The organism is Phytohabitans sp. LJ34 (genome assembly GCF_052068095.1).
Lineage (GTDB): Bacteria > Actinomycetota > Actinomycetes > Mycobacteriales > Micromonosporaceae > Phytohabitans.
This window is the reverse complement of sequence record NZ_JBQHDG010000031.1, coordinates 1-18,761: the sequence shown is the minus strand read 5'-3', so window position 1 is coordinate 18,761 and position 18,761 is coordinate 1. Positions and strand designations below refer to the sequence as shown.

The following is an 18,761-nucleotide window of genomic DNA, read 5'->3' as shown; positions in this document are numbered from 1 at the left end:
CCGTGCAAACAGCGCGCCCAACCTAGCATGTTGGGGCTGAGCGGCATATCTATAGGATTGACCGAGGCTGAACCACGGGGAGGGCAGCGGTGACATCGGTGATCGTGAAACGGCCGCCGCGCCGTGCCGCGCCCATTTACCCGAGCGGCGAGGTCGTGCTCGACCCGCCTCCCGAGGTGCCCCAGGCGTCCGGCAAGGCGTGGACCCGGATGCTCATGATCCTGCCCATGGCGGCCGGCGGTGCCGCGATGGGTCTCATGATGGCGGGTCAGCGCGGTGGTGGCGGCCCGCTGACGTACGTGGCCGGCGGCATGTTCGGCATCTCCATCCTCGGGATGATGGGGATGATGATGATGAATCAGTCGGGTCCGGGCAAAAAGGAAATGATCGAGGCCCGCCGGCAGTACATGCGCCGCCTCGCCCAGCTTCGCGCGCAGGTCCGCGCCACCATCCGGCAGCAGCGCGAGAGCATGGCCTACCGCCACCCCGAGCCGGACGCGCTCTGGTCCTCGGCGACCGGTGGGCGGCTGTGGGAGCGGCGCCGGGGCGACGCCGACTTCGGCACCGTGCGGATGGGCCTCGGCGCGCAGGAGGTGGCCACCCCGCTGGTGCCGCCGTCGACCCGCCCGGTCGACGAGCTGGAGCCGCTGTGCGCCATGGCGTTGCGCAAGTTCGTCGCGACGTACTCGATCGTGCCGGACCTCCCGGTCGCGATCTCGCTGCGCGATTTCGCCCGGGTCTACCTGCGCGGCTCCGAAGCCGTGGTGCGCGACCTGGTGCGCGCGACGCTGGCCCAGCTGGCGACCTTCCACGCCCCGGACGACCTGCTGGTCGGCGTGTGCGCGCAGGACGCGCAGCGGCCGCACTGGGAGTGGGCCAAGTGGCTGCCGCACGCGCAGCACCCGGCCAAGCTCGACGCGGTCGGCCCCATCCGGCTCTTCGCCCCGTCGGTCACCGCCCTCGAGGCGATGCTCGACGACGTGCTGGCCAACCGGCCGCGCTTCGACCCCGCCACGTCCAACGCGGTGGGCGGGCCGCACGTCGTCGTGGTCATCGACGGCGGCTCGACGGCCGGCTCCGACCACCTGATGACCGAGGGCGGCGTCGCCGGGGTCACGATCCTCGACCTGTCCAACCCGCCGCCGCGCCTGCTCGACGACACGGCCATCGTGCTCGACGTCGCCGACGACGGCACGATGTCGGGCACCACGATGGACCTCACCACCCAGGCGGGAAAGGCCGACGCGCTCGACGTGCCGCAGGCCGAGGTGCTCGCCCGCCAGCTGGCCCCGCTCCGGCTCTCCGCCACGTCGTACGCGGACGCGTCGGCCGGTGCCACCATCGACCTCGGCCTGGCCGAGCTGCTCGACCTGGGCAGCCCGCGCACCTTCGACCTGGCGGCCACCTGGGCCAGCCGGCCCAACCGCGACCGCCTGCGCGTACCGCTCGGCGTCGGGCCCGACGGGCGGCCGATCGAGCTCGACCTCAAGGAGTCCGCGCAAGACGGCATGGGCCCGCACGGCCTGCTGGTCGGCGCCACCGGCTCCGGCAAGTCCGAGCTGCTGCGCACGCTGGTGCTCGCGCTCGCGGTCACGCACAGCTCCGAGATCCTCAACTTCGTGCTGGTCGACTTCAAGGGCGGCGCGACGTTCACCGCGCTCGACCGGTTGCCGCACACCAGCGCGGTCATCACCAACCTGTCCGAAGAGCTGTCCCTTGTGGACCGCATGCTCGGCGCCATCCAGGGCGAGCTGGTCCGCCGCCAGGAGCTGCTCCGCAAGGCGGGCAACTACGCCTCACAGCGCGACTACGAGCGGGCCCGGGCGGCCGGCGTGCCGCTCGCACCGCTGCCCAGCCTGCTGGTGATCGTCGACGAGTTCAGCGAGCTGCTCACCGCGCGGCCCGACTTCATCGACATGTTCGTCCAGATCGGACGGTTGGGCCGCTCGCTCGGCATCCACCTCCTGCTCGCCTCACAGCGGCTGGAGGAGGGGCGGCTGCGCGGCCTGGAGACCCACCTGTCCTACCGGATCGGCCTGCGGACCTTCTCCTCTATGGACAGTCGCGCGGTGCTCGGCGTGCCCGACGCGTACGAGCTGCCCCGCGCGCCCGGCCACGGCTACCTGCGCACCGGCACCGAGGGCCTCATCCGCTTCCGCGCGGCGTACGTCTCGGGCATCGTGCGCGAAGACGGCTACCGCCCCACCTCGCGCGGCCGCCAGATCGACCCGGTGCGCGACTTCACCACCCACTACGTGGCCCCGCCGCGCGACGACAAGCCGGCCACGCCCGAGGCGGCCGAGCCGGAGGAGAGCGCGGTCGGCGAGACGCTGCTCGACGTGCTCGTGGAGCGCATGGAAGGGCAGGGCCCGCCGGCCCACCAGGTGTGGCTGCCCCCGCTCGACGAGCCGCCGACGCTGGGCCAGATGCTCGCGCCGATCGTGCGGATCCCCGAGCGCGGCCTCACCACGCAGGCGCTCAGCCCCGACCGGGTGCTGCACGGGCTCGTCGGCATCATCGACAAGCCGTTCGAGCAGCTGCGTGAGCCGATGTGGCTCGACCTCTCCGGCGCCGCCGGCAACGTCATGGTGGTCGGCGGCCCGCAGAGCGGCAAGACCACCTTCCTGCGCACGCTGATCGGCAGCCTCGTCCTCCGCCACACACCCAGGGAGGTGCAGTTCTACGGCCTCGACTTCGGCGGTGGCGGCCTCTCGGCCATGTCCGGGCTCCCGCACGTCGGTGGGGTGGCCACCCGGCGCGAGGTCGACAAGGTGCGCCGCACCATCGCCGAGATGCACGGCCTGATGCAGGTGCGTGAGGCCACGTTCGCCCAGCACGGCGTGGAGGGCATCGCCGCGTACCGGCGGGCCAAGGCACAGGGCCGGTTCGCGGACGACCCGTTCGGCGACGTGTTCCTGGTCATCGACGGCTGGAGCACGATCCGCGCCGAGTTCGAAGACCTCGAGCCGATGATCAACGAGCTGGCCGGCCGCGGCCTCGGTCACGGCATCCACATCCTCGCCGCGACCACCCGCTGGATGGACGTGCGGGCGGTCGCGCGCGACATGTTCGGCACCAAGCTGGAGCTCCGCCTCGGCGACCCCAGCGACTCCGCGATCAACCGGCGCGCCGCGGTCAACGTGCCCGAGGGCGCTCCCGGCCGCGGCCTCACCCCGGACGGCTTCCACTTCCTCTCCGGCCTGCCCCGCATCGACGGCGAGATGCGCGTCGACGACCTGGCCGACGCGGTGGCCGAGTTCGTCAAGCTCTCCCAGGACTACTGGACCGCCCAGCCCGCGCCGGCGGTGCGCCTGCTCCCGGCCGAGCTGCCCTTCTCCACCCTCCCCGCGCCGGTCGGCGGGCGCTTGCCGATCGGCATCGCCGAGTCCGACCTCCAGCCGGTACACCTCGACTTCGACGCCGAGCCGCACGTGATCCTCTTCGGCGACATCGAGAGCGGCAAGAGCTCGTTCCTGCGCAGCCTGGCGAAGATGGTCACCACCAGCTACGACCCGAGCCAGGCCCGTCTCATGCTGGTCGACTTCCGCCGCAGCCTGCTCGGCACCATCGACACACCACACCTGATCGGGTACGGCACGTCCGCGCAGACCACCACCGACCTGGTCAAGCAGGTGGCCACGGTCATGCGCGAGCGGCTGCCCGGCCCCGACGTGACGCCCGAGCAGCTGCGCGGCCGGAGCTGGTGGAAGGGCCCGGAGCTCTACCTGCTGATCGACGACTACGACCTCGTCGCCAGCGCCACGGCCAACCCGCTGATGCCGCTGCTGGAGTTCCTCCCGCAGGCCCGCGACATCGGCCTGCACGTGGTGCTGACCCGCCGCATCGGCGGCGCCAGCCGCGCGATGTTCGACCCGATCATCGGCCGGATCCGCGAGCTCGCCTCGCCCGGCATCATGATGTCCGGGCCGCGCGAGGAGGGCGCTCTCTTCGGCACGATGAAGCCGCAGATCCTCCCGCCGGGCCGCGCCTGGATCTTCACCCGCCGCCACGGCGCCCGCCTCATCCAGCTCGCCTGGACCCCACCCGCCACCTGACGTACCGGCGGGTGTGTCGACCTGGTGCCGGCGGGGAGCTTAGGGTAGGAAGAAAGTATGACCGTCAAGCTCAGCATCAGCGTGCCCGACGACGTCGCCGCCTATCTGCAAAGTCAGGGCAACGCGTCGGCGGCGGTGACGGCGGCGGTGCGGCGCGTGCTTCCCGAGGCTCGCCGCACACGTCAACGCGAGGCCGCTCAAGGCTTCGGTAAGCACCTCCGCGAGCGGACCCCGCAGCAGGTCGACGCGGACACGGCTCTCGTCGAGGCCAGCAATGACATCGCCCTGCGCGGCTCGGAGTGGTGAGGCGCGGCCAGATCTGGACGCTTTTGCGCGGAGGCAGCCAGTACCGCGTGCTGATCATCAGCAATGACGAGTACAACGATGTGGACGAACTTGCCGTTTGGGCGCTCGTCGTGGCCCGCGATGTGCCGTATCCGAACCAGCTCGCGGTTCGCCTAAGTGCGGACGACCCTCTTCCGGGCGCGTTCGTCAAAATCCATGCGGTGGCCCAGGTCCTCGACCGGACCGCGTTGCGCAACACGGCGGGATTCGTGTCGCACGCCACCATGGCCGCCGTCGAAGAGGCGCTTCGGGAGTTTCTCGAGCTGCCCTGAGCCGGTCAGCGGCGGGGGGCGCCGGCGTACTGGCGCTCCACATCTGTCTGGGAGAACCAGATGTAGCGGTCGCTGCCGTCGCCGACCAGCGCGATCATGTCGTCGGCCATCACCTGGAGGAACTGGGTGCTCGGCGCCGGCAGGCGCAGCGCGCCGCCGACCAGGGCGGCCTCGGCGCTGCCCAGGCGCTGGAGCATCACCAGGTTGCAGTCCTGAATGGACGGTACGCCGGTCTGGTCGAGCTGGCGCAGCACCGTCATCTGGGTCTGCCACGGGCCAAGCTGCTGCGGCGCGTTGGGCCCGACGAGTCCGAGGTCGTAGAGCAGCAGGACCGGCTGCTGCGCGGTCGCGGCGAGCGCGAGTGGCTGCTCGGTCGGGAAGACCGCGACCCGGTCGCCCCGGCCCGTCGCCCGCTCGCCGAAGCCGTGCCAGGTGCGCGGGTCGGAGGTGATGACCGCGACGCGGGCGCCCAGCGCCAGCGCGCGAAACGCGACGAGCATGCCCGCCCAGGCGCCGCCGACCAGCGCGACGCGGGTGGGCTCGGGCCGGAAGAAGCGGACGGACACCGGCTTTTGCTGCCGGTCGGCGCCGAGGATCAGGCCGGTGCCGGGGGAGGAGACGCGCAGCTTGGCCAGCGCCGAGCGGGAGACCGTGTGCGAGCCGATCCGCAGGCGTGCCAGCTTGCCCAGCAGCGGATGGTGGCCGCCGCCGTTCGGAGGGCGGCGGCTGTCGTACACGGTGCCGGAAGGGCTCTCCTGACCGGCGTCGGGGATCGCGCGGCCGGCCGCCTGGGCAGCGGCGGCGGAGGCGGCCTGCGTCGCGGTCGCCGCCTGTGCCGCCTGGCGGGTCACGGCGGTGCGCTGCGGGCCGGCGGTGGAGGGGGGCGGCACCTGCACCACGGGCGCGGACAGCGTCGGGTCGCGGCCGATCACCATGCCGCCGGTGGGCGGGTTGGCCACCGGCACCTGGGGCGTCGGGGGCGGTGGCGGCGGCGTACGCGGTGTGGGTGGCGGCGCGACCTGCTGCTGGGCCTGCGGCGCACCGTACTGCGTGGGCACCGCCGGCCGTGCGACGGCGGGTGGCGGGCCGACGGTGGCCCGGCCCACGGGCACCTGGCCGGCGGCCGGCGGGGTGCCTGGCGGCTGCTCCTCTTCGCGCGGCCTGGGCTGGGTCATCGCGCGCCACCTCCGGTCGGGGCGGAGGCGTAGACCGCGGGCCCCTGCTCGCCGTCGAGGGGAAAGAGGTCGGCCTTGGCCTGCTCGGCGCCGCGCCGGATGGCCTCGCTGACCTGGGCGAGCTGGTCGGCGGGCGCGGCCACGCGGACCAGGCCGCGCAGGTCCATCATCCGCTTGTCGTCGTCGGGCGCCATGATCAGGGAGAGGCTCGTCATCGCGGCCGGCGCGGTCGCCAGCCAGTCGAGCAGGGCGGCGGCCTGGTCGACCGGGGGCCAGCCGCGGATCCAGTACGACCGGTGGGCGAGGCGCGACGAGTGCCACTCGGACCAGTCTTCGCGTGGCCGCACCGGCTCGGCGCTCTGGCTCGTGGGCGCCAGGTCACACGAGCGCAGCAGCACCTCGAGCAGCTCGTCGGCGTCGAGGAGGCGGTGGCTCACGCCCACCCGCCGCAGCGACTTGGCCACGCGGCGGACCAGCGCGGCCACCACCGCCGGCGCGGTGTCGAGGTCGGCGTCACCGTCGGCGACGGCCTCGGCGAGGGTGCGTGCGTCGAGGCGCACCGCGATCCATGTGCTGCGGTCGGCCGGGACGGGGATCGCGCCGAAGCGCGCGAGCAGCTGCCGGTAGGACTGGCCGGCCGCCGACGAGGGATGCATCTCGAGGCTCGGCGCGGGCACGGTCTGCGTGACCACCTGGAGCACCGCACCCGGCTGGTCCGCCTCGGCGAGCGCGGCGGCCAGCGCCTCCAGCGGGATCGGCCCGGGCTCGTCGCGCATGGGAGCGCTGGACGTGACGGCGGCCACCGCGTACCACCCGGCGTCGTCTCGGGCCACGCCGACGTGGGCGCCGTCGGCCACCGACACGTTTTCCACGACGAGGTCGGGGGCCAGGCGGCGGAGGGCGCCGAGGCGGGCATCGTCACCGTACGGCGAGGCGGTGGCGCTCAGCCGCCGGCGCTTGTAGTCGCGGGTCATCATCCGCCGCTCGAGCCACCACCGGCCGTTGCGGCGGCCGAGCGTGACGAGCAGCAGCAGGACGCCGGCGACGACCACGCCGCCGATCAGCGCGATGATCTCGCTGGCCACGCTCGCCAGGATGCCGACCACCACGACCTCGGCGAGCAGCAGCTGGGTGATGTGCACCGGGCCGAGGTGGCCGGGCCGGCGGCGGGGGAGCAGGATCGCCGGGCCGGAAGAATCCGTCGTGTCGCTGGCGACCCGCGCGACGGCGCGAACCTGGCGTGGCGACACGGTCTGCGGCGACACCGTCATGCCGTCAACTACCCCCGTCCTCGTCGCCCGATCTCACCATCATAGAAACCGATCCTTATCGGGTGGCTCCCAGCAGGTCATCGAGTGTGAGAGTGCGCAGGTCGTCGCGGCTGGGCATGCGCCCGAGCGCGCGCAGCCGGCCGGACTGCACCTTGCGCATGCCCTCCAGGAGCTTGCGCGCCTCACGCGCGTTGCCGAAGTTTTGGTCGCGCTCGATCTGACCGAACCACTCCAGCAGCGCCTCGTCGAGCCCCTCGCCCAGCAGGTAGTCGTCGTTACGGGTGATCCGCCGGACGATCAGCACCAGCTCGTCGGGGGAGTAGTTTTCGAACTCCAGCGTCTTGGCGAAGCGGGAGGCCAGACCGGCGTTGGCGTCGAGGAAGTTGGCCATGTCGTCGGTGTATCCGGCGACGATGACGGCCACCTGGTCGCGGTGGTCCTCCATGAGCTTCACGAGCGTGTCGATGGCCTCCTGGCCGAAGTCGGCGCTGGCGCCGGCCGAGCGGGACAGCGTGTACGCCTCGTCGATGAAGAGCACGCCGCCGAGCGCCTGCTCGAAAGCCACGGTGGTCTTCTCCGCGGTGTGACCGATGTACTGGCCGACCAGGTCGCGCCGAGACACTTCCTTGAAGTCGCCGCCGGGCAGCACGCCCAGCGCCTTGAGCAGCTGGCCGTAGATGCGCGCGACGGTGGTCTTGCCGGTGCCCGGCGCGCCGGTGAAGACGAGGTGGTTGCTCGCGCCGCCGACCGCGAGGCCGGCGCTGCGCCGCCACTCGTTGACCTGGATCTCGTCGATGACGGCGCGGACCTCGGCCTTGACGCTGCCGAGGCCGATCATCGAGTCGAGCTCGGCGAGCAGCTTGTCGACCTTCTCCGTGTCCTGCTGGGCCAGGCCCTCGGTGACGGCCGCGCCGACCTTGGGCTGGCCTGGGGTGTCGTCGGCCGCGCGGATCGTGGGCGTCGCGCCGTCTTCGACATCGATGCCGGGGGAGGCGGTGCCTTCTACGCGGGTGCCCTCGACCAGGCCACCGCACCCGCGGCCGAACGCGATGCCGACGCCCGACGTGTCGTGCACCCAGCTCTCGGTGATCGTGGGCGCGCTTTGGTGTGCCACGGAGATGCCCGCGTCGCCGGTGCCGGAGATGTCGCACCGCTCGATCGTGGGGCGACCCGCCTGGTACACGTAGATGCCCCGGTAGCCGCAGTCGGCGATCGTCGAGTTGCGGATCGTGGGGTTGGCGCCCAGCCGCACGATGACGCCGTCGTCCGAGATGCCGCGGACCTCGCACTTGTCGAGGATGCCGCTGGAGTCCTCGATGACGAAGCCGTACTGCCCGCCGGTCACCTTGACCTCGGTGGCGGTCACCTGCGCGCCGTCGGTCACCGAGATGCCCGCCGCGTATCCGGCACTGGCCTCGCACTTTTCGATCGTGACCCGGGTGTTGGACGCGCTCACGGCCGGGTAGTCGCCCGCCTTGAGCACCAGCCCTTGCAGCGTGATCTCGGCGCGGGCCGCGGCGACCGCCGGGCCACCCGCCTCGCTCGCGTCGATCGTGACCGAGCCGGGCTCCTTGGCCGCGTTGATGGTGAGGCGGCGGCCCGTGACACGGATCGTCTCGTGGTAGGTGCCGGGCTCGACGGAGATCACCGCTCCATCGGCGGCGACCTCGAGCGCGTCCTGAATTGTCGGATATGCCCCCGCCCGCTGCGAGGAAACCGTCAGTATGCGCGCCATGCTGTCCTCCCCGTACACCTTGGTTGGGGATCGTAGCGACTTGACGCCCCTACCTGATAGGCGAGGCTCGGCCTGGCGCGCGCACGCCTCGCTCTCAGACGTCCGCGGGCTCCAGCGTCAGGGAGATGCTGTTGATGCAGTAGCGCTGGTCGGTGGGCGTCGCGTAGCCCTCGCCCTCGAAGACGTGGCCCAGGTGTGAGTCACACCGCGCGCACCGCACCTCGGTGCGGGACATCCCGAGTGATTTGTCGACGATGTAGCGGACGCGGTCTTCGGCGAGCGGGGTGAAGAACGACGGCCACCCGCAGTGCGAGTCGAACTTCGTGTCGCTGGAGAAGAGCTCCGCACCGCACGCCCGGCAGCGATAGACACCCTTGGTCTTGGTGTCCACGTACTCCCCGGTCCAGGGCGCCTCGGTGCCGGCCTGGCGGAGCACGCGGTATTCGTCGGGCGACAGGCGCACGCGCCACTCTTCGTCGGTGGTGGGCACGGTCATCTCGTCAGCAGCCATGCCACAACGGTACGACCGCGCGAGGGTGACCGGCCTCGCCCGCAGATTACCAACCGCGAACGCCGTCGTTGACCAGGCGTGGGGGACGGATACACGCTGGTCAGCTTTCGGCCGACCTGGCGCCAGGCGATCGGGCGCGGGCTGTGGGCCGGCGTGGTCTGTGCCCTCATCGCCCTCGCTGTCGCGTTTGCCGCGCCGGCGAAGCTCCGCCCCGCGATCCTTGTGGCACCGCCGCTCGTGGCCGCGGTGGCCGGCGTCGTGGCGGGCCGCCGCAGCGCCACCGAGGTCGACGAATACGGCATCCGGCGCACCGGCCCGGCGTTGCCCGGGGTGGCGTCGTGGCGCCGGGTGGTGAACATCCGGCCGGAACGCCGGCGGCACCGTACGGTCGTGGCCGTGTATCTCGACTCCGGCGAGACGCTGCGCCTACCCGCGCCCTACGACGGGCTGTGGCTGGCGCGGGATCCGTTTTTCGAGCGGCGCCTCTTTATGCTCGTGCACCTCTGGGAGACCCATCGCGACTGGAGCGTGCACAGCTGACCTGCTGGAAAGCAGTATGGTCGCGACATGAGTCCGAAGGCGAGCGCCGTCGAGGTCGAGGTCGCCGGCCAGAAGGTGCGACTGAGCAGCCCTGACAAGGTCTACTTTCCGCAGCGCGGCTACACCAAGCACGACCTGTTCTCGTACTACCTCGCCGTGGGCGACGGCATCGTGCGCGCCCTGCGCGACCGCCCCACGACCCTCCAGCGGTTTCCGGAGGGCATCGAGGGCGAGATGTTTTACCAGAAGCGGATCCCGACCAGGGGTGTGCCGCCATGGGTGCAGACCGCGCGGATCACGTTTCCCAGCGGGCGGCCGGCCGACGAGCTCTGCCCGGCCGACCTGGCGCACGTGGCGTGGGCGGCCCAGCTCGGCACCGTGGTCTTTCACCCGTGGCCGGTGCGCAAGGCCGACCCGGACCACCCGGACGAGCTGCGCATCGACTTCGACCCGTCGCCGGGCACCGACTTCGGCCACGCGGTGAAGGCGGCCGGCGTGCTGCGCGAGGTGCTCGACGAGCTGGGCATCGCCGGCTTTCCCAAGACGTCGGGCGGCCGGGGCGTGCACGTCTACGTACGCATCAGGCCGGAATGGGACTTCGTCGCCGTGCGGCGCGCCGTGATCGCGCTGGCCCGCGAGGTGGAGCGGCGCCGACCCGACCTCGTCACCACCTCGTGGTGGAAGGAGGAGCGGGGCGAGCGAGTCTTCGTCGACTTCAACCAGATGGCCCGCGACCGCACGATCGCCTGCGCCTACTCCCTGCGCGCGAACGGCCGCGCCACCGTCTCCACCCCGGTCACCTGGGACGAGCTGCTCGAGGTCGAGCCGGACGACTTCGACATCCGCACCGTGCCCGAGCGCTTTGCCAAAATCGGCGACCCGCACGCGACCATCGACGACCAGGCGCACGACCTCACGCCACTGCTGGAATGGTCTGAGCGCGACGAGCGCGACGGCCAGGGCGACATGCCCTATCCGCCGGACCATCCCAAAATGCCGGGCGAACCCCCGCGCGTGCAGCCCAGCCGCAAGAACGCCGCGAACTGGGAGAGCTGAGCCCATCACGCCGGGCGCGGCTGGCGCACCGCCGCTCACGCCGGCCGCAGGGTGACGCACTGCCTCTCACGCTGGCCGCGGGTGGCGCACCGCCTCGCCGCCCACGCGCTGGCCCAGCCGGACGAGCCCTTGGCCCGCGCGGACACGGAGTGAGCCGCCACGCGCGAAGGCGGCGGCCCGGCGCTCATGTCGGGCCTCGTCGCGCAGGTCCTGGTCGTAAGCCTTGATCCACATTGAAGCGATGAGGGGATGCATGACGTCTCCTCCGACACTATCGAAGTCTCTTTGGTGGTGTCGCTCTGACGGTAGTAGGATGCGTGTTACGAGTCAAGGCGGTTTGGAGGTGTCGTGGCGGACGAGGTCCCGGAGCAGCTCGCGTTGGTGGAGGCGTTCGCCAATACGGTCGACGTCGAGGAGGGCACTGACGAGCTGACCTCGGTCGAGCGGTTCCGGCGGTGGATCGAGGCGCAGGGGCGCGACGAGCCCGTGGCGCCGGCCGACCTCGACCTCGCCTGGCAGCTGCGCGCGGCGCTCCGCCTCGAGCTGGCCGCGCACGACACCGACGCGGTTCACGCGCCCGCGGCGCACCCGACCGAGGCGCCCCGCCCCCGCGCGGAGCTCGACCGGCTGGCCGCCGGGCTGCCGCTGCGGGCGCGCTTCACCGAGGGCGGCGTGGGCCTGGCGCCCACCGGTGGTGGGGTGCCCGGCCTGCTGGCGGAGATCGTGGCCGCGATGGTGCTCGCCGAGCGCGACGGCATCTGGGCCCGCCTCAAGATCTGCCGGGAGGACACCTGCCGGTGGGCATATTACGACCGTTCGAAAAACTCCTCGAAGTGCTGGTGCGGCGCGTCTTGCGGTAACCGCAACAAGACCCGTGCCTACCGCCAGCGCCGCGTGATCGGCAGCGCCCGCGCCTAGCGCGCGGCGGCGGCCGCAGCGCATGATCGTTAGCCCGATAAGGGCGTGGTCTTCGGCGTGTCACGCCCATTTCGGGCGAACGATCATGCTGAGCCACCTCTCCCAACAGTGGGAAGGGTGGGCCGGTCGCGGCCCGGCCAACCCCTAGCCGCAGCCAGCGTGCGAAGCCGGCTTCCACCGCAACCACCCACCGACAAACCGAAACAAGCCGGGGACGGCCCGGCCGGAGCCCGAGGCCCCGCCGGAGGCGCCGAAGTAACCGCAACCAAAAACGAAGCCCGGGCTTGCACCGCGAACCCGGCAGCGGAGGTCGGGGGTCTCGGCGAGCCCTGGCGAGCCGCCGACCGGAGCGGTGCCCGCGGGAGCATACGGTCCGCGACTGACGCGGACGGCGGCAAATCTAGAGAGCTTTCGGAGTCGGGTTGCGCGCGTGGCGGCGCTCCGGCAGATTTTCCCCCGTCCGCGTCAGCTAGAGACCGTACGCTCCCGCGGGCACCGCTCCCGGCCGGCGGCTCGCAGGGCGAGCCGAAATCCCCGGCCGTCCACTGCCAGGTCCGCGAGACAAGCCCCGAAGGGGTTCTTCGCGGGGCCTATCTCCGCCATCCTGACGCAGCGTCACCAGCCCAGGGATCGGGACTTCGAGATCTAGGAGAGTTGGGGTGGAAATAGCGCCTTAACTCTCCGAGATCTGGAATCTCGCGCCGCTCACCTCGCCGCGGCGGTTACCGGCGGCGACGAAAATCCGCAGCTTTCCCAGAGCGCCGATCCGGGAGCAGGCATTTGTGGACAAACAGTGACCGTCGCGCGGCCCGACGGGGTGAGCGCGACCAGCGGCGGACGGGCGGGGCCGCGGGAGCAGCGGTCTGGACCACGACGGACATCGCGGTAGCTCAAATCTCTGTCCTAAAAGGAACTTAGCGCCCGGCCACCTCGACTCCGAAAAGTCTCTAGAGCCTCAGCTTCATGCCCTCGTGCGACGCGGTGAAGCCGAGCGACGCGTAGAAGCGGTGGGCGTCCACCCGGCGTTTGTCGGTCGTCAGCTGCACCAGCCGGCAGCCGCGCTCGCGGGCTCGGTCGACCGCCCACTGGATCATCTCGCGGCCCAGGCCACGGCCGCGCTGGTCGGCGCGGATCCGGACGGCCTCGATGTGCAGGCGTTCGCCGCCGCGGTGGCTGAGGCCGGGGATGTACGTGAGCTGCATCGTGCCGATCACCTCGCCGGCCCGGTCGGCGACCACCAGCTCGTTGCGCGGGTCGGCGTCGATCGAGGCGAACGCGGCCGTGTACGCCGGGTCGTCGACCGACTCTCGGGTCGCGCCGAGCGAGTCGTCTACGAGCATCGTCACGATCGCGGGCAAGTCGGCGTGGGTGGCGGCGCGGAAGACGAGATCAGACACCCGACCACCCTATGGCCGGATGCGATCGGCGGCGGCATCATGATGCGCCATGAAGCTGCTGCTGTGGCCGTTTCACCAGGTCTATCGCGGTCTGGTGTGGCTGGCCAACTCGCCGCCTACGCTGATGCTCTCCTATCTCGGCCTCATCGTGATCAGCGGCGCCATCTACAGCGTCACCGAGAACAAGAGCGCCGGCGACTCGGTGTGGTGGGCGGTCGTCACGGCGTCCACCGTCGGTTACGGGGACACGTACCCCACGACGTGGGCGGGCCGCGTGCTCGCCGGGATCCTGATCTCCACGATGGTGCTGCTGGTGATCCCGCTGATCACGGCGCACTTCGCGAGCCGGCTCATCGTGGACGCGGACGCGTTCCGGCACGACGAGCAGGAGGAGATCAAGCAGAACCTCCGGGCCATCCGGGCGATGATGGAAGACCTCACCGCGGGCAGCGCAGCCCCGCCCGGGGGACCTCCAGATCGATGAGGTACTTGTCGACCGCCTGGTTGACGCAATCCGTCTGCGGGTACGCGGTGTGGCCCTCGCCCTCCCACGTCAGCACCACGCCCACGCCCAGCATGTCGGCGAGCTTGGCGGTCTGCTCGTACGGCGTCGCCGGGTCGCCCGTGGTGCCCACGACCACGATCGGCGGCGCGCCCTTCGCGGCTCCGGTGGGGTAGGGGTCGCGCTCGCCGGGCCAGTACGCGCACGGCAGCATGCCCAGCGCCAGCGCGGCTCCGAAGATCGGGTACTTCGTCCGCCACTGCGACTGGTACGTGCGGATCTGCGCGAGAGTCGGCTTGGCGGTGGAGTCGGCGCAGTTGACCGCGAGGTTGGCGTCGAAGAGGTTGGAGTAGTTGCCGCTCTTGTCCCGCTTGGCGTACGAGTCGGCCAGCTCGAACACGGCGGTCGCGTCGCCGCCCTGTAGGTCTTCGATGGCGTCGGCGAGCTCCTGCCAGCCCTGCTCGCTGTAGAGCGACTCGATGATCGCGTAGAAGATCCAGCCTGCGGTGGCCTCGCGGCCGTCGCCGCCGCGTACCGGGGAGACTCTGGCCTTGTCGAGCGCGGCCGTGACCGCGCCGCGGGCGTCCGGCCCGATTGGGCACCGCCCGCCGGCCTGGGTGCACCAGGTGGCGAAGTTGGTGAACGCCCGCTCGAAGCCCTTCGCCTGGCCCTCCGACCCGGCGATCATGTCCTGCCCGGGGTCGACCGCACCGTCGAGCACGAGCGCGCGGACCTTGTTGGGGAAGAGCTGGGCGTAGGTGGCGCCGAGCAGCGTGCCGTACGACCAGCCGAGGTAGGTCAGCTTTTCGTCGCCCACCGCCTCGCGCACCGCGTCCATGTCACGGGCGGCCTGCTCGGTGGAGAAGTACCGGAGCTTGTCGCCGTACTTGGCGCCGCACCCGTCCGCGACGCGCTTGTTGATCGCCACGACCTCGTCGAACTCGGCCTGCGTGTCCGGATCCGGGTCGGCGCCGAACGTCGCGTCGAGGTCGGAGTTCGATATGCACTCGACCGGCGAGGAACGGGCGACGCCGCGCGGGTCGAAGCCGACGATGTCGAAACGCTCGGTGATCTCGTCGGGCAGCTGGCCGAACGCCTGGCCGAAGGACAGGTACACGGCCGTGTCGATGCCGGAGACGCCCGGCCCGCCCGGGTTGACCAGGAGCGAGCCCAGCCGGTCGTGCTGCCGGTTGGAGCGGGCGCGCAGCAGCGCGACCTCGAAGGTGCCGCTGCCGCTCGGGTCGGCCCAGTCTTGCGGGACGGCGATGCTCGCGCACTCGTAACGCATGCCGGGCGCGCTACGGCCCACCAGGTCTTCCGGCACGTCGGGGCAGGGCCGCCAGATCGCGTTGTCTCCGGTCGCGGCGGGGCCCGGCCGCTCCCGCGGGGCGGCCCCGTCGTCGGTCTTCGGGGCGTACACCGGAAGCGCGCAGCCGGCGGCGAGCAGGGCACCTGCGACAAGACCGGTCATAACCCGGCGTTGGGTGCGAGCCACCCGGCTAGGCTACCCGGCCGCCGTCAAGCACATCGTCGACGTCGAAACGCACCGGGCGTTCCAACTGCTCGTATGTGCACGACTCCGGAGAGCGGTCCGGCCGCCACCGCTGAAACTGGGCGGTGTGGCGGAAGCGGTCGCCCTCCATCGCCTCGTACGCCACCTCGACGACAAGCTCCGGCCGCAGCGGCTCCCAGTCGAGATTGCGCCCACCGGTCCAGCGGCTCACCGCACCGGGCACACGCTGCTCGGGTGCGGGAGACAGCCACGGATGCGACGGCGGATCGCGGTACGCGGCGAGCTCTTCCAGCAGCTCGGCCCGGCGGGCCATCGGAAACGAGGCCGATACGCCGACATGGTGCAGCAGGCCGTTTTCGTAGAGGCCCAGCAGCAGCGAGCCCACCACCGGCCCGGACTTGTGCCACCGGAAGCCGGCCACCACCGCGTCCGCCGTCCGCGCGTGCTTGACCTTGTACATCAGGCGTTTGCCCGGCTCGTAGGGCACGTCGGCCGGCTTGGCGATCACACCGTCGAGCCCGGCGCCCTCGAACACCTCGAACCACCGCCGCGCGGTAGCGACGTCCGCCGTGGTCGGCGTGAGGTAGAACGGTGCGGCCAGGCCCTTCAGGGCGGCCTCGAGGGTGGCGCGGCGCTCGGCGTACGGCCGGTCGAGCAGCGCGCGGTCGTCGAGCGCCAGCAGGTCGAACGCCACGAACGAAGCGGGCGTCTTCTCGGCGAGCATCGCCACCCGCGACGCGGCGGGGTGGATGCGCTGCCCGAGCAGCTCGAAGTCGAGCCGCGGCCCGCCCTCCTCGCGCCGGATGACGATCACCTCGCCGTCGACCACCGAGCGGGGCGGCAGCTGGGCCTTGGCCTGCGCGACGACCTCCGGAAAGTACCGGGTGAGGGTCTTGCCGCCGCGGCTGGCCAGCTCCACCTCGTCGCCGTCGCGGAAGACGATGCAGCGAAAGCCGTCCCACTTCGGCTCGTACGTCATGCCCTCGGCGGTCGGCAGCTTGGCAACGCTCTTGGCCAGCATCGGCTCGACCGGTGGATTGATCGGAAGCAGCACACCGTCACCATACGACCAGCGCGTACAGCGTGAAGCCCGCCGCCGCCGCGCCCGCCACCAGCCGGTGGGAGGTGCACAGCCGCTCCAGCCGCCCGGCGAGCGCCACGAGGCCGACGAGCACGAGTGCCAGCAGCGGCAGCCACGTGGCGCGGGCGGCGATCCAGGAGACGGCGTCCGGCCGCGTGGTCAGGCCGTCGACGCCGCCCAGCGCCTGCGCGGCCAGCGACACCAGCACCACAGCGGTGAGGTGCCAGCAGAAGATGGCCAGCGCGTACAGGTTGACGGTCGCGACCGCGGCCCACAGCCTCTGCCGGCGCCGCAGCAGCCCGTCGAGCCGGTCGCGCACCAGCAGCGCGGCGCCCGCCTGCACGGCGGCGAGGGCGGGCACGAGCAGCGACGGCGGGCCGGAGTTCGAACGGCTCGAGCCGGGCACACCCACCATGCTCGCCGGGTAGTCGAGCCACCCGACCAGCACCGTGAAGAGCGCGCCGCCGCCGGCCACCAGCCAGGCCGCCGCCCGCCGGCCCATCCGCCCACGAGCCCAGGCCACCCCCAGCTGGTAGGTGAACAGCCACGCCGGCAGCACGGTCAGGAAACCCACCCCGGCGGGCACGACGCCGGCCCACGGCCCGTAGCGGAGCAGGTCGACGGCGGCCACCGCGGCCAGGAAAGGCAGCGCGGCGAGCGCACCCAGGCGGTCGTCCAGCCGCATCGCGAACGGGGTGAGCGCGCCGACCACCGCGTAGATGGCGATGAACCACAGTGGCTGGACAAAGAGGACTGTCCACGTGCGCAGCGTGCCGCCCGGGGCGCCGGCGAGCGCCGCGAGCGGCAGCGCCAGGGCGAGCGCGGCCGTGGCGGCGAGCACCGGCGTGAGGAGGCGGGCCAGCCGGCGGCGCACCCACGCACCGGTGTCCGGACCGTGCCGCTCCAGGGACCTTGCCGCCGCGAAACCGCCCACCAGGAAGAAGAGGCCCAACGTCTCGAACAGCCAGCTCGCCGGCGCGAAACCGCCGAGGTAGCGCAGCGGGCTGTCGATGCGCAGGCTGCCGTCGGCGCGCACGGTCAGCCCGGTCACCAGCCAGTGCCCACCGACGACACCGAGGATCGCGACGGCGCGCAGCCCGTCGATCGCACGGTCTCGGGTGTCCGGTGTGGCGCGCGCGATCCGGAGCGTGTACTCGCCCATGGCATGACGGTAGGACCACCACACGACCCGCGCGATCCGCCGCCGAGCCCACGCGACTGGTGCCGGGTACTCACTCGCCGATTTCCCGGGTCCGCGTCAGCTGCGGGCCGCCGCTCCCGCCGGAGACCGCTCCGGTCGGCGGCTCGCCAGGGCTCGCCGAGATCCCCGACCTCCACTGCCAGCTCCGCCCGACAAGCCCCACCCCGACCACTCTTGCTCAGCGGTACTGGAAGTACGCCCGACTCCGAAAGGTCTCTAGTTGCTGGTGGCGCCGACCTTCTCGCGCTCGGGTGTCTCGGCCGTGGCGGCCGGGGGTGTGGCGCGGCGGCTGCGCAGGATCAGCCAGCCGCCGAGCACGCCGAGACCCAGGCCGGCGAGCAGGCCCGCGGCGAGGATTCCGTACGAAGAGCCGCCGTCGTCCGCGGTCTGTGCCGCCGAGGCGGGCGGGGCCGCCTGCTGTTGCCGGCCACCGCCGTGGTGGCCGTTGCCGCCGCTCACCGCCTGGCCGACAAGCTTGACCACCACGGCCGGGTGAGCGCCGCCGGCCGGGTCGGCCCAGCGGACCACGGTGCCGTCCGAGTAGGTCTGTACCACCGTGAACGAAAGCGCGTCGCCCTCGGTCGGCATCGGTCCCATGGAGACGATCAGCTCGACGGCGGGGGTGGGGGTCGGCTTGGGGTCGACGCGGGTCCACGTGATCGAGGCGGTCGTCTCGTTGACCGGCATGCCGTGCAGGCCCGCGACGGCCTTGTCGAGCTTGCGGGTCTCGGTGGTCGGCGCCCAGTCGTCCTGGGACATCGGGTAGATCTCGCCGATCGGGTTGTCCACCGGCGCGATCACCTGGATCTTGGTGGTGTGCGCGCCGGGCCGGTCCTCGGTCAGCCGGAACGTCACCTTGGCGCCGTCCCCTCGCGTGGCCTCCGACGGGTTCGCGGTCACGTCGGCCGATGCCGGGGACGCGAGTGCGAGTGCACCGAAGACGGCGGCGCCGAGCGCCACGACTGCCGTACGCCGGTAGCGGAACATGGACGGCTCCTAACGTTGCTGCTCTTCGCTGTTTGCTTCACGAGCGAAGGGGGCACCGGCCTGGCTGGCCCGTGCCCCCTGGTGTCGCATGTGGATGGTCGCGCTGTCGCTATCGGACCTGGACCCGGACCGAGTCGAAGGCGGGGATCTGGTTGGCGCGCTGCATCATCGGGATGCGGTGTGAGGCGTCGCCGGCCCAGGA

The 18,761-nt window shown here is 71.9% G+C and carries 17 protein-coding genes; 7 read left to right on the top strand and 10 right to left on the bottom strand.

The window, feature by feature from the left end:
• The first annotated feature begins 89 nt into the window (after nucleotides 1-89).
• The 3 genes from eccCa to ACTMTJ_RS39950 are packed head-to-tail and all read left to right on the top strand — an operon-like array spanning nucleotide 90 to nucleotide 4,672.
• On the top strand, nucleotides 90-4,055 hold the full coding sequence (eccCa, locus tag ACTMTJ_RS39960) for a type VII secretion protein EccCa (protein ID WP_441223963.1): 3,966 nt from the start codon (nucleotides 90-92) through the stop codon (nucleotides 4,053-4,055).
• Between the two features lie 57 nt (nucleotides 4,056-4,112).
• Entirely contained in the window at nucleotides 4,113-4,361 is a 249-nt protein-coding gene (locus tag ACTMTJ_RS39955; RefSeq protein ID WP_441223962.1) for a hypothetical protein, read from the top strand.
• The gene (locus tag ACTMTJ_RS39950) at nucleotides 4,355-4,672 is read left to right on the top strand and encodes a type II toxin-antitoxin system PemK/MazF family toxin (RefSeq protein WP_441223961.1); all 318 of its coding nucleotides are present in this window, start codon (nucleotides 4,355-4,357) and stop codon (nucleotides 4,670-4,672) included. Before ACTMTJ_RS39955 ends, ACTMTJ_RS39950 begins: the two co-directional genes overlap by 7 nt.
• A gap of 5 nt (nucleotides 4,673-4,677) precedes the next feature.
• Here the strand turns inward: ACTMTJ_RS39950 and ACTMTJ_RS39945 are convergent, their stop codons facing one another.
• From ACTMTJ_RS39945 to msrB, 4 genes are all read right to left on the bottom strand, one after another.
• On the bottom strand, nucleotides 4,678-5,847 hold the full coding sequence (locus ACTMTJ_RS39945; protein ID WP_441223960.1) for a hypothetical protein: 1,170 nt from the start codon (nucleotides 5,845-5,847) through the stop codon (nucleotides 4,678-4,680).
• Nucleotides 5,844-7,118, bottom strand: coding sequence for a type VII secretion protein EccE (locus ACTMTJ_RS39940; RefSeq protein ID WP_441223959.1), 1,275 nt, complete (start codon nucleotides 7,116-7,118; stop codon nucleotides 5,844-5,846). The genes ACTMTJ_RS39945 and ACTMTJ_RS39940 overlap by 4 nt, the downstream gene beginning before the upstream one ends.
• Nucleotides 7,119-7,173: 55 nt before the next feature.
• On the bottom strand, nucleotides 7,174-8,853 hold the full coding sequence (locus ACTMTJ_RS39935; protein ID WP_441223958.1) for a right-handed parallel beta-helix repeat-containing protein: 1,680 nt from the start codon (nucleotides 8,851-8,853) through the stop codon (nucleotides 7,174-7,176).
• Between the two features lie 94 nt (nucleotides 8,854-8,947).
• Nucleotides 8,948-9,364 carry a peptide-methionine (R)-S-oxide reductase MsrB gene (msrB, locus tag ACTMTJ_RS39930; RefSeq protein ID WP_441223957.1) on the bottom strand — a complete coding sequence of 139 codons (417 nt, stop codon included), beginning with the start codon at nucleotides 9,362-9,364 and terminating at the stop codon, nucleotides 8,948-8,950.
• 78 nt (nucleotides 9,365-9,442) lie between these two features.
• On the opposite strand from msrB, the gene ACTMTJ_RS39925 reads away from it, so the two are divergent.
• Both ACTMTJ_RS39925 and ligD read left to right on the top strand, forming a co-directional pair.
• A complete protein-coding gene (locus tag ACTMTJ_RS39925) occupies nucleotides 9,443-9,904 on the top strand; it encodes a hypothetical protein (protein WP_441223956.1) in 462 nt (153 codons plus the stop codon).
• 27 nt (nucleotides 9,905-9,931) lie between these two features.
• The gene (gene ligD / locus ACTMTJ_RS39920; RefSeq protein WP_441223955.1) at nucleotides 9,932-10,960 is read left to right on the top strand and encodes a non-homologous end-joining DNA ligase; all 1,029 of its coding nucleotides are present in this window, start codon (nucleotides 9,932-9,934) and stop codon (nucleotides 10,958-10,960) included.
• A 66-nt stretch (nucleotides 10,961-11,026) separates the two neighbouring features.
• On the opposite strand, the gene ACTMTJ_RS39915 is transcribed toward ligD, so the two are convergent.
• Nucleotides 11,027-11,215 (bottom strand): hypothetical protein, encoded by a 189-nt coding sequence (locus ACTMTJ_RS39915; RefSeq protein WP_441223954.1) that lies wholly within the window; start codon nucleotides 11,213-11,215, stop codon nucleotides 11,027-11,029.
• A gap of 93 nt (nucleotides 11,216-11,308) precedes the next feature.
• Between ACTMTJ_RS39915 and ACTMTJ_RS39910 the strand changes: the two genes are divergently transcribed.
• Nucleotides 11,309-11,878, top strand: a complete 570-nt coding sequence (locus tag ACTMTJ_RS39910) for a CGNR zinc finger domain-containing protein (RefSeq protein WP_441223953.1) — start codon at nucleotides 11,309-11,311, stop codon at nucleotides 11,876-11,878.
• 947 nt (nucleotides 11,879-12,825) lie between these two features.
• Here ACTMTJ_RS39910 and ACTMTJ_RS39905 read toward each other — a convergent pair.
• On the bottom strand, nucleotides 12,826-13,275 hold the full coding sequence (locus ACTMTJ_RS39905) for an N-acetyltransferase family protein (protein WP_441223952.1): 450 nt from the start codon (nucleotides 13,273-13,275) through the stop codon (nucleotides 12,826-12,828).
• A gap of 49 nt (nucleotides 13,276-13,324) precedes the next feature.
• Between ACTMTJ_RS39905 and ACTMTJ_RS39900 the strand changes: the two genes are divergently transcribed.
• Nucleotides 13,325-13,759, top strand: coding sequence for a potassium channel family protein (locus tag ACTMTJ_RS39900; protein ID WP_441223951.1), 435 nt, complete (start codon nucleotides 13,325-13,327; stop codon nucleotides 13,757-13,759).
• Here the strand turns inward: ACTMTJ_RS39900 and ACTMTJ_RS39895 are convergent.
• From ACTMTJ_RS39895 to ACTMTJ_RS39880, 4 genes are all read right to left on the bottom strand, one after another.
• Nucleotides 13,713-15,272: an alpha/beta hydrolase gene (locus ACTMTJ_RS39895; RefSeq protein WP_441223950.1), complete on the bottom strand. Its 1,560-nt coding sequence runs from the start codon at nucleotides 15,270-15,272 to the stop codon at nucleotides 13,713-13,715. The two genes, ACTMTJ_RS39900 and ACTMTJ_RS39895, sit on opposite strands and share 47 nt — an antisense overlap.
• A gap of 4 nt (nucleotides 15,273-15,276) precedes the next feature.
• On the bottom strand, nucleotides 15,277-16,344 hold the full coding sequence (locus ACTMTJ_RS39890; RefSeq protein WP_441223949.1) for an ATP-dependent DNA ligase: 1,068 nt from the start codon (nucleotides 16,342-16,344) through the stop codon (nucleotides 15,277-15,279).
• Nucleotides 16,345-16,348: 4 nt separating this feature from the next.
• Nucleotides 16,349-17,533 (bottom strand): acyltransferase family protein, encoded by a 1,185-nt coding sequence (locus ACTMTJ_RS39885; RefSeq protein WP_441223948.1) that lies wholly within the window; start codon nucleotides 17,531-17,533, stop codon nucleotides 16,349-16,351.
• Nucleotides 17,534-17,788: 255 nt separating this feature from the next.
• Nucleotides 17,789-18,559: a DUF1775 domain-containing protein gene (locus tag ACTMTJ_RS39880; protein WP_441223947.1), complete on the bottom strand. Its 771-nt coding sequence runs from the start codon at nucleotides 18,557-18,559 to the stop codon at nucleotides 17,789-17,791.
• Nucleotides 18,560-18,761: the final 202 nt, after the last annotated feature.

Coding starts and splice junctions, on each gene's coding strand:
- ACTMTJ_RS39935 (WP_441223958.1), bottom strand. CDS start 8,853: ATGGCGCGCATACTGACGGTTTCCTCGCAGCGGGCGGGGGCATATCCG.
- ACTMTJ_RS39945 (WP_441223960.1), bottom strand. CDS start 5,847: ATGACCCAGCCCAGGCCGCGCGAAGAGGAGCAGCCGCCAGGCACCCCG.
- ligD (WP_441223955.1), top strand. CDS start 9,932: ATGAGTCCGAAGGCGAGCGCCGTCGAGGTCGAGGTCGCCGGCCAGAAG.
- ACTMTJ_RS39900 (WP_441223951.1), top strand. CDS start 13,325: ATGAAGCTGCTGCTGTGGCCGTTTCACCAGGTCTATCGCGGTCTGGTG.
- ACTMTJ_RS39915 (WP_441223954.1), bottom strand. CDS start 11,215: ATGCATCCCCTCATCGCTTCAATGTGGATCAAGGCTTACGACCAGGAC.
- ACTMTJ_RS39880 (WP_441223947.1), bottom strand. CDS start 18,559: ATGTTCCGCTACCGGCGTACGGCAGTCGTGGCGCTCGGCGCCGCCGTC.
- ACTMTJ_RS39940 (WP_441223959.1), bottom strand. CDS start 7,118: ATGACGGTGTCGCCGCAGACCGTGTCGCCACGCCAGGTTCGCGCCGTC.
- ACTMTJ_RS39955 (WP_441223962.1), top strand. CDS start 4,113: ATGACCGTCAAGCTCAGCATCAGCGTGCCCGACGACGTCGCCGCCTAT.
- ACTMTJ_RS39885 (WP_441223948.1), bottom strand. CDS start 17,533: ATGGGCGAGTACACGCTCCGGATCGCGCGCGCCACACCGGACACCCGA.
- msrB (WP_441223957.1), bottom strand. CDS start 9,364: ATGGCTGCTGACGAGATGACCGTGCCCACCACCGACGAAGAGTGGCGC.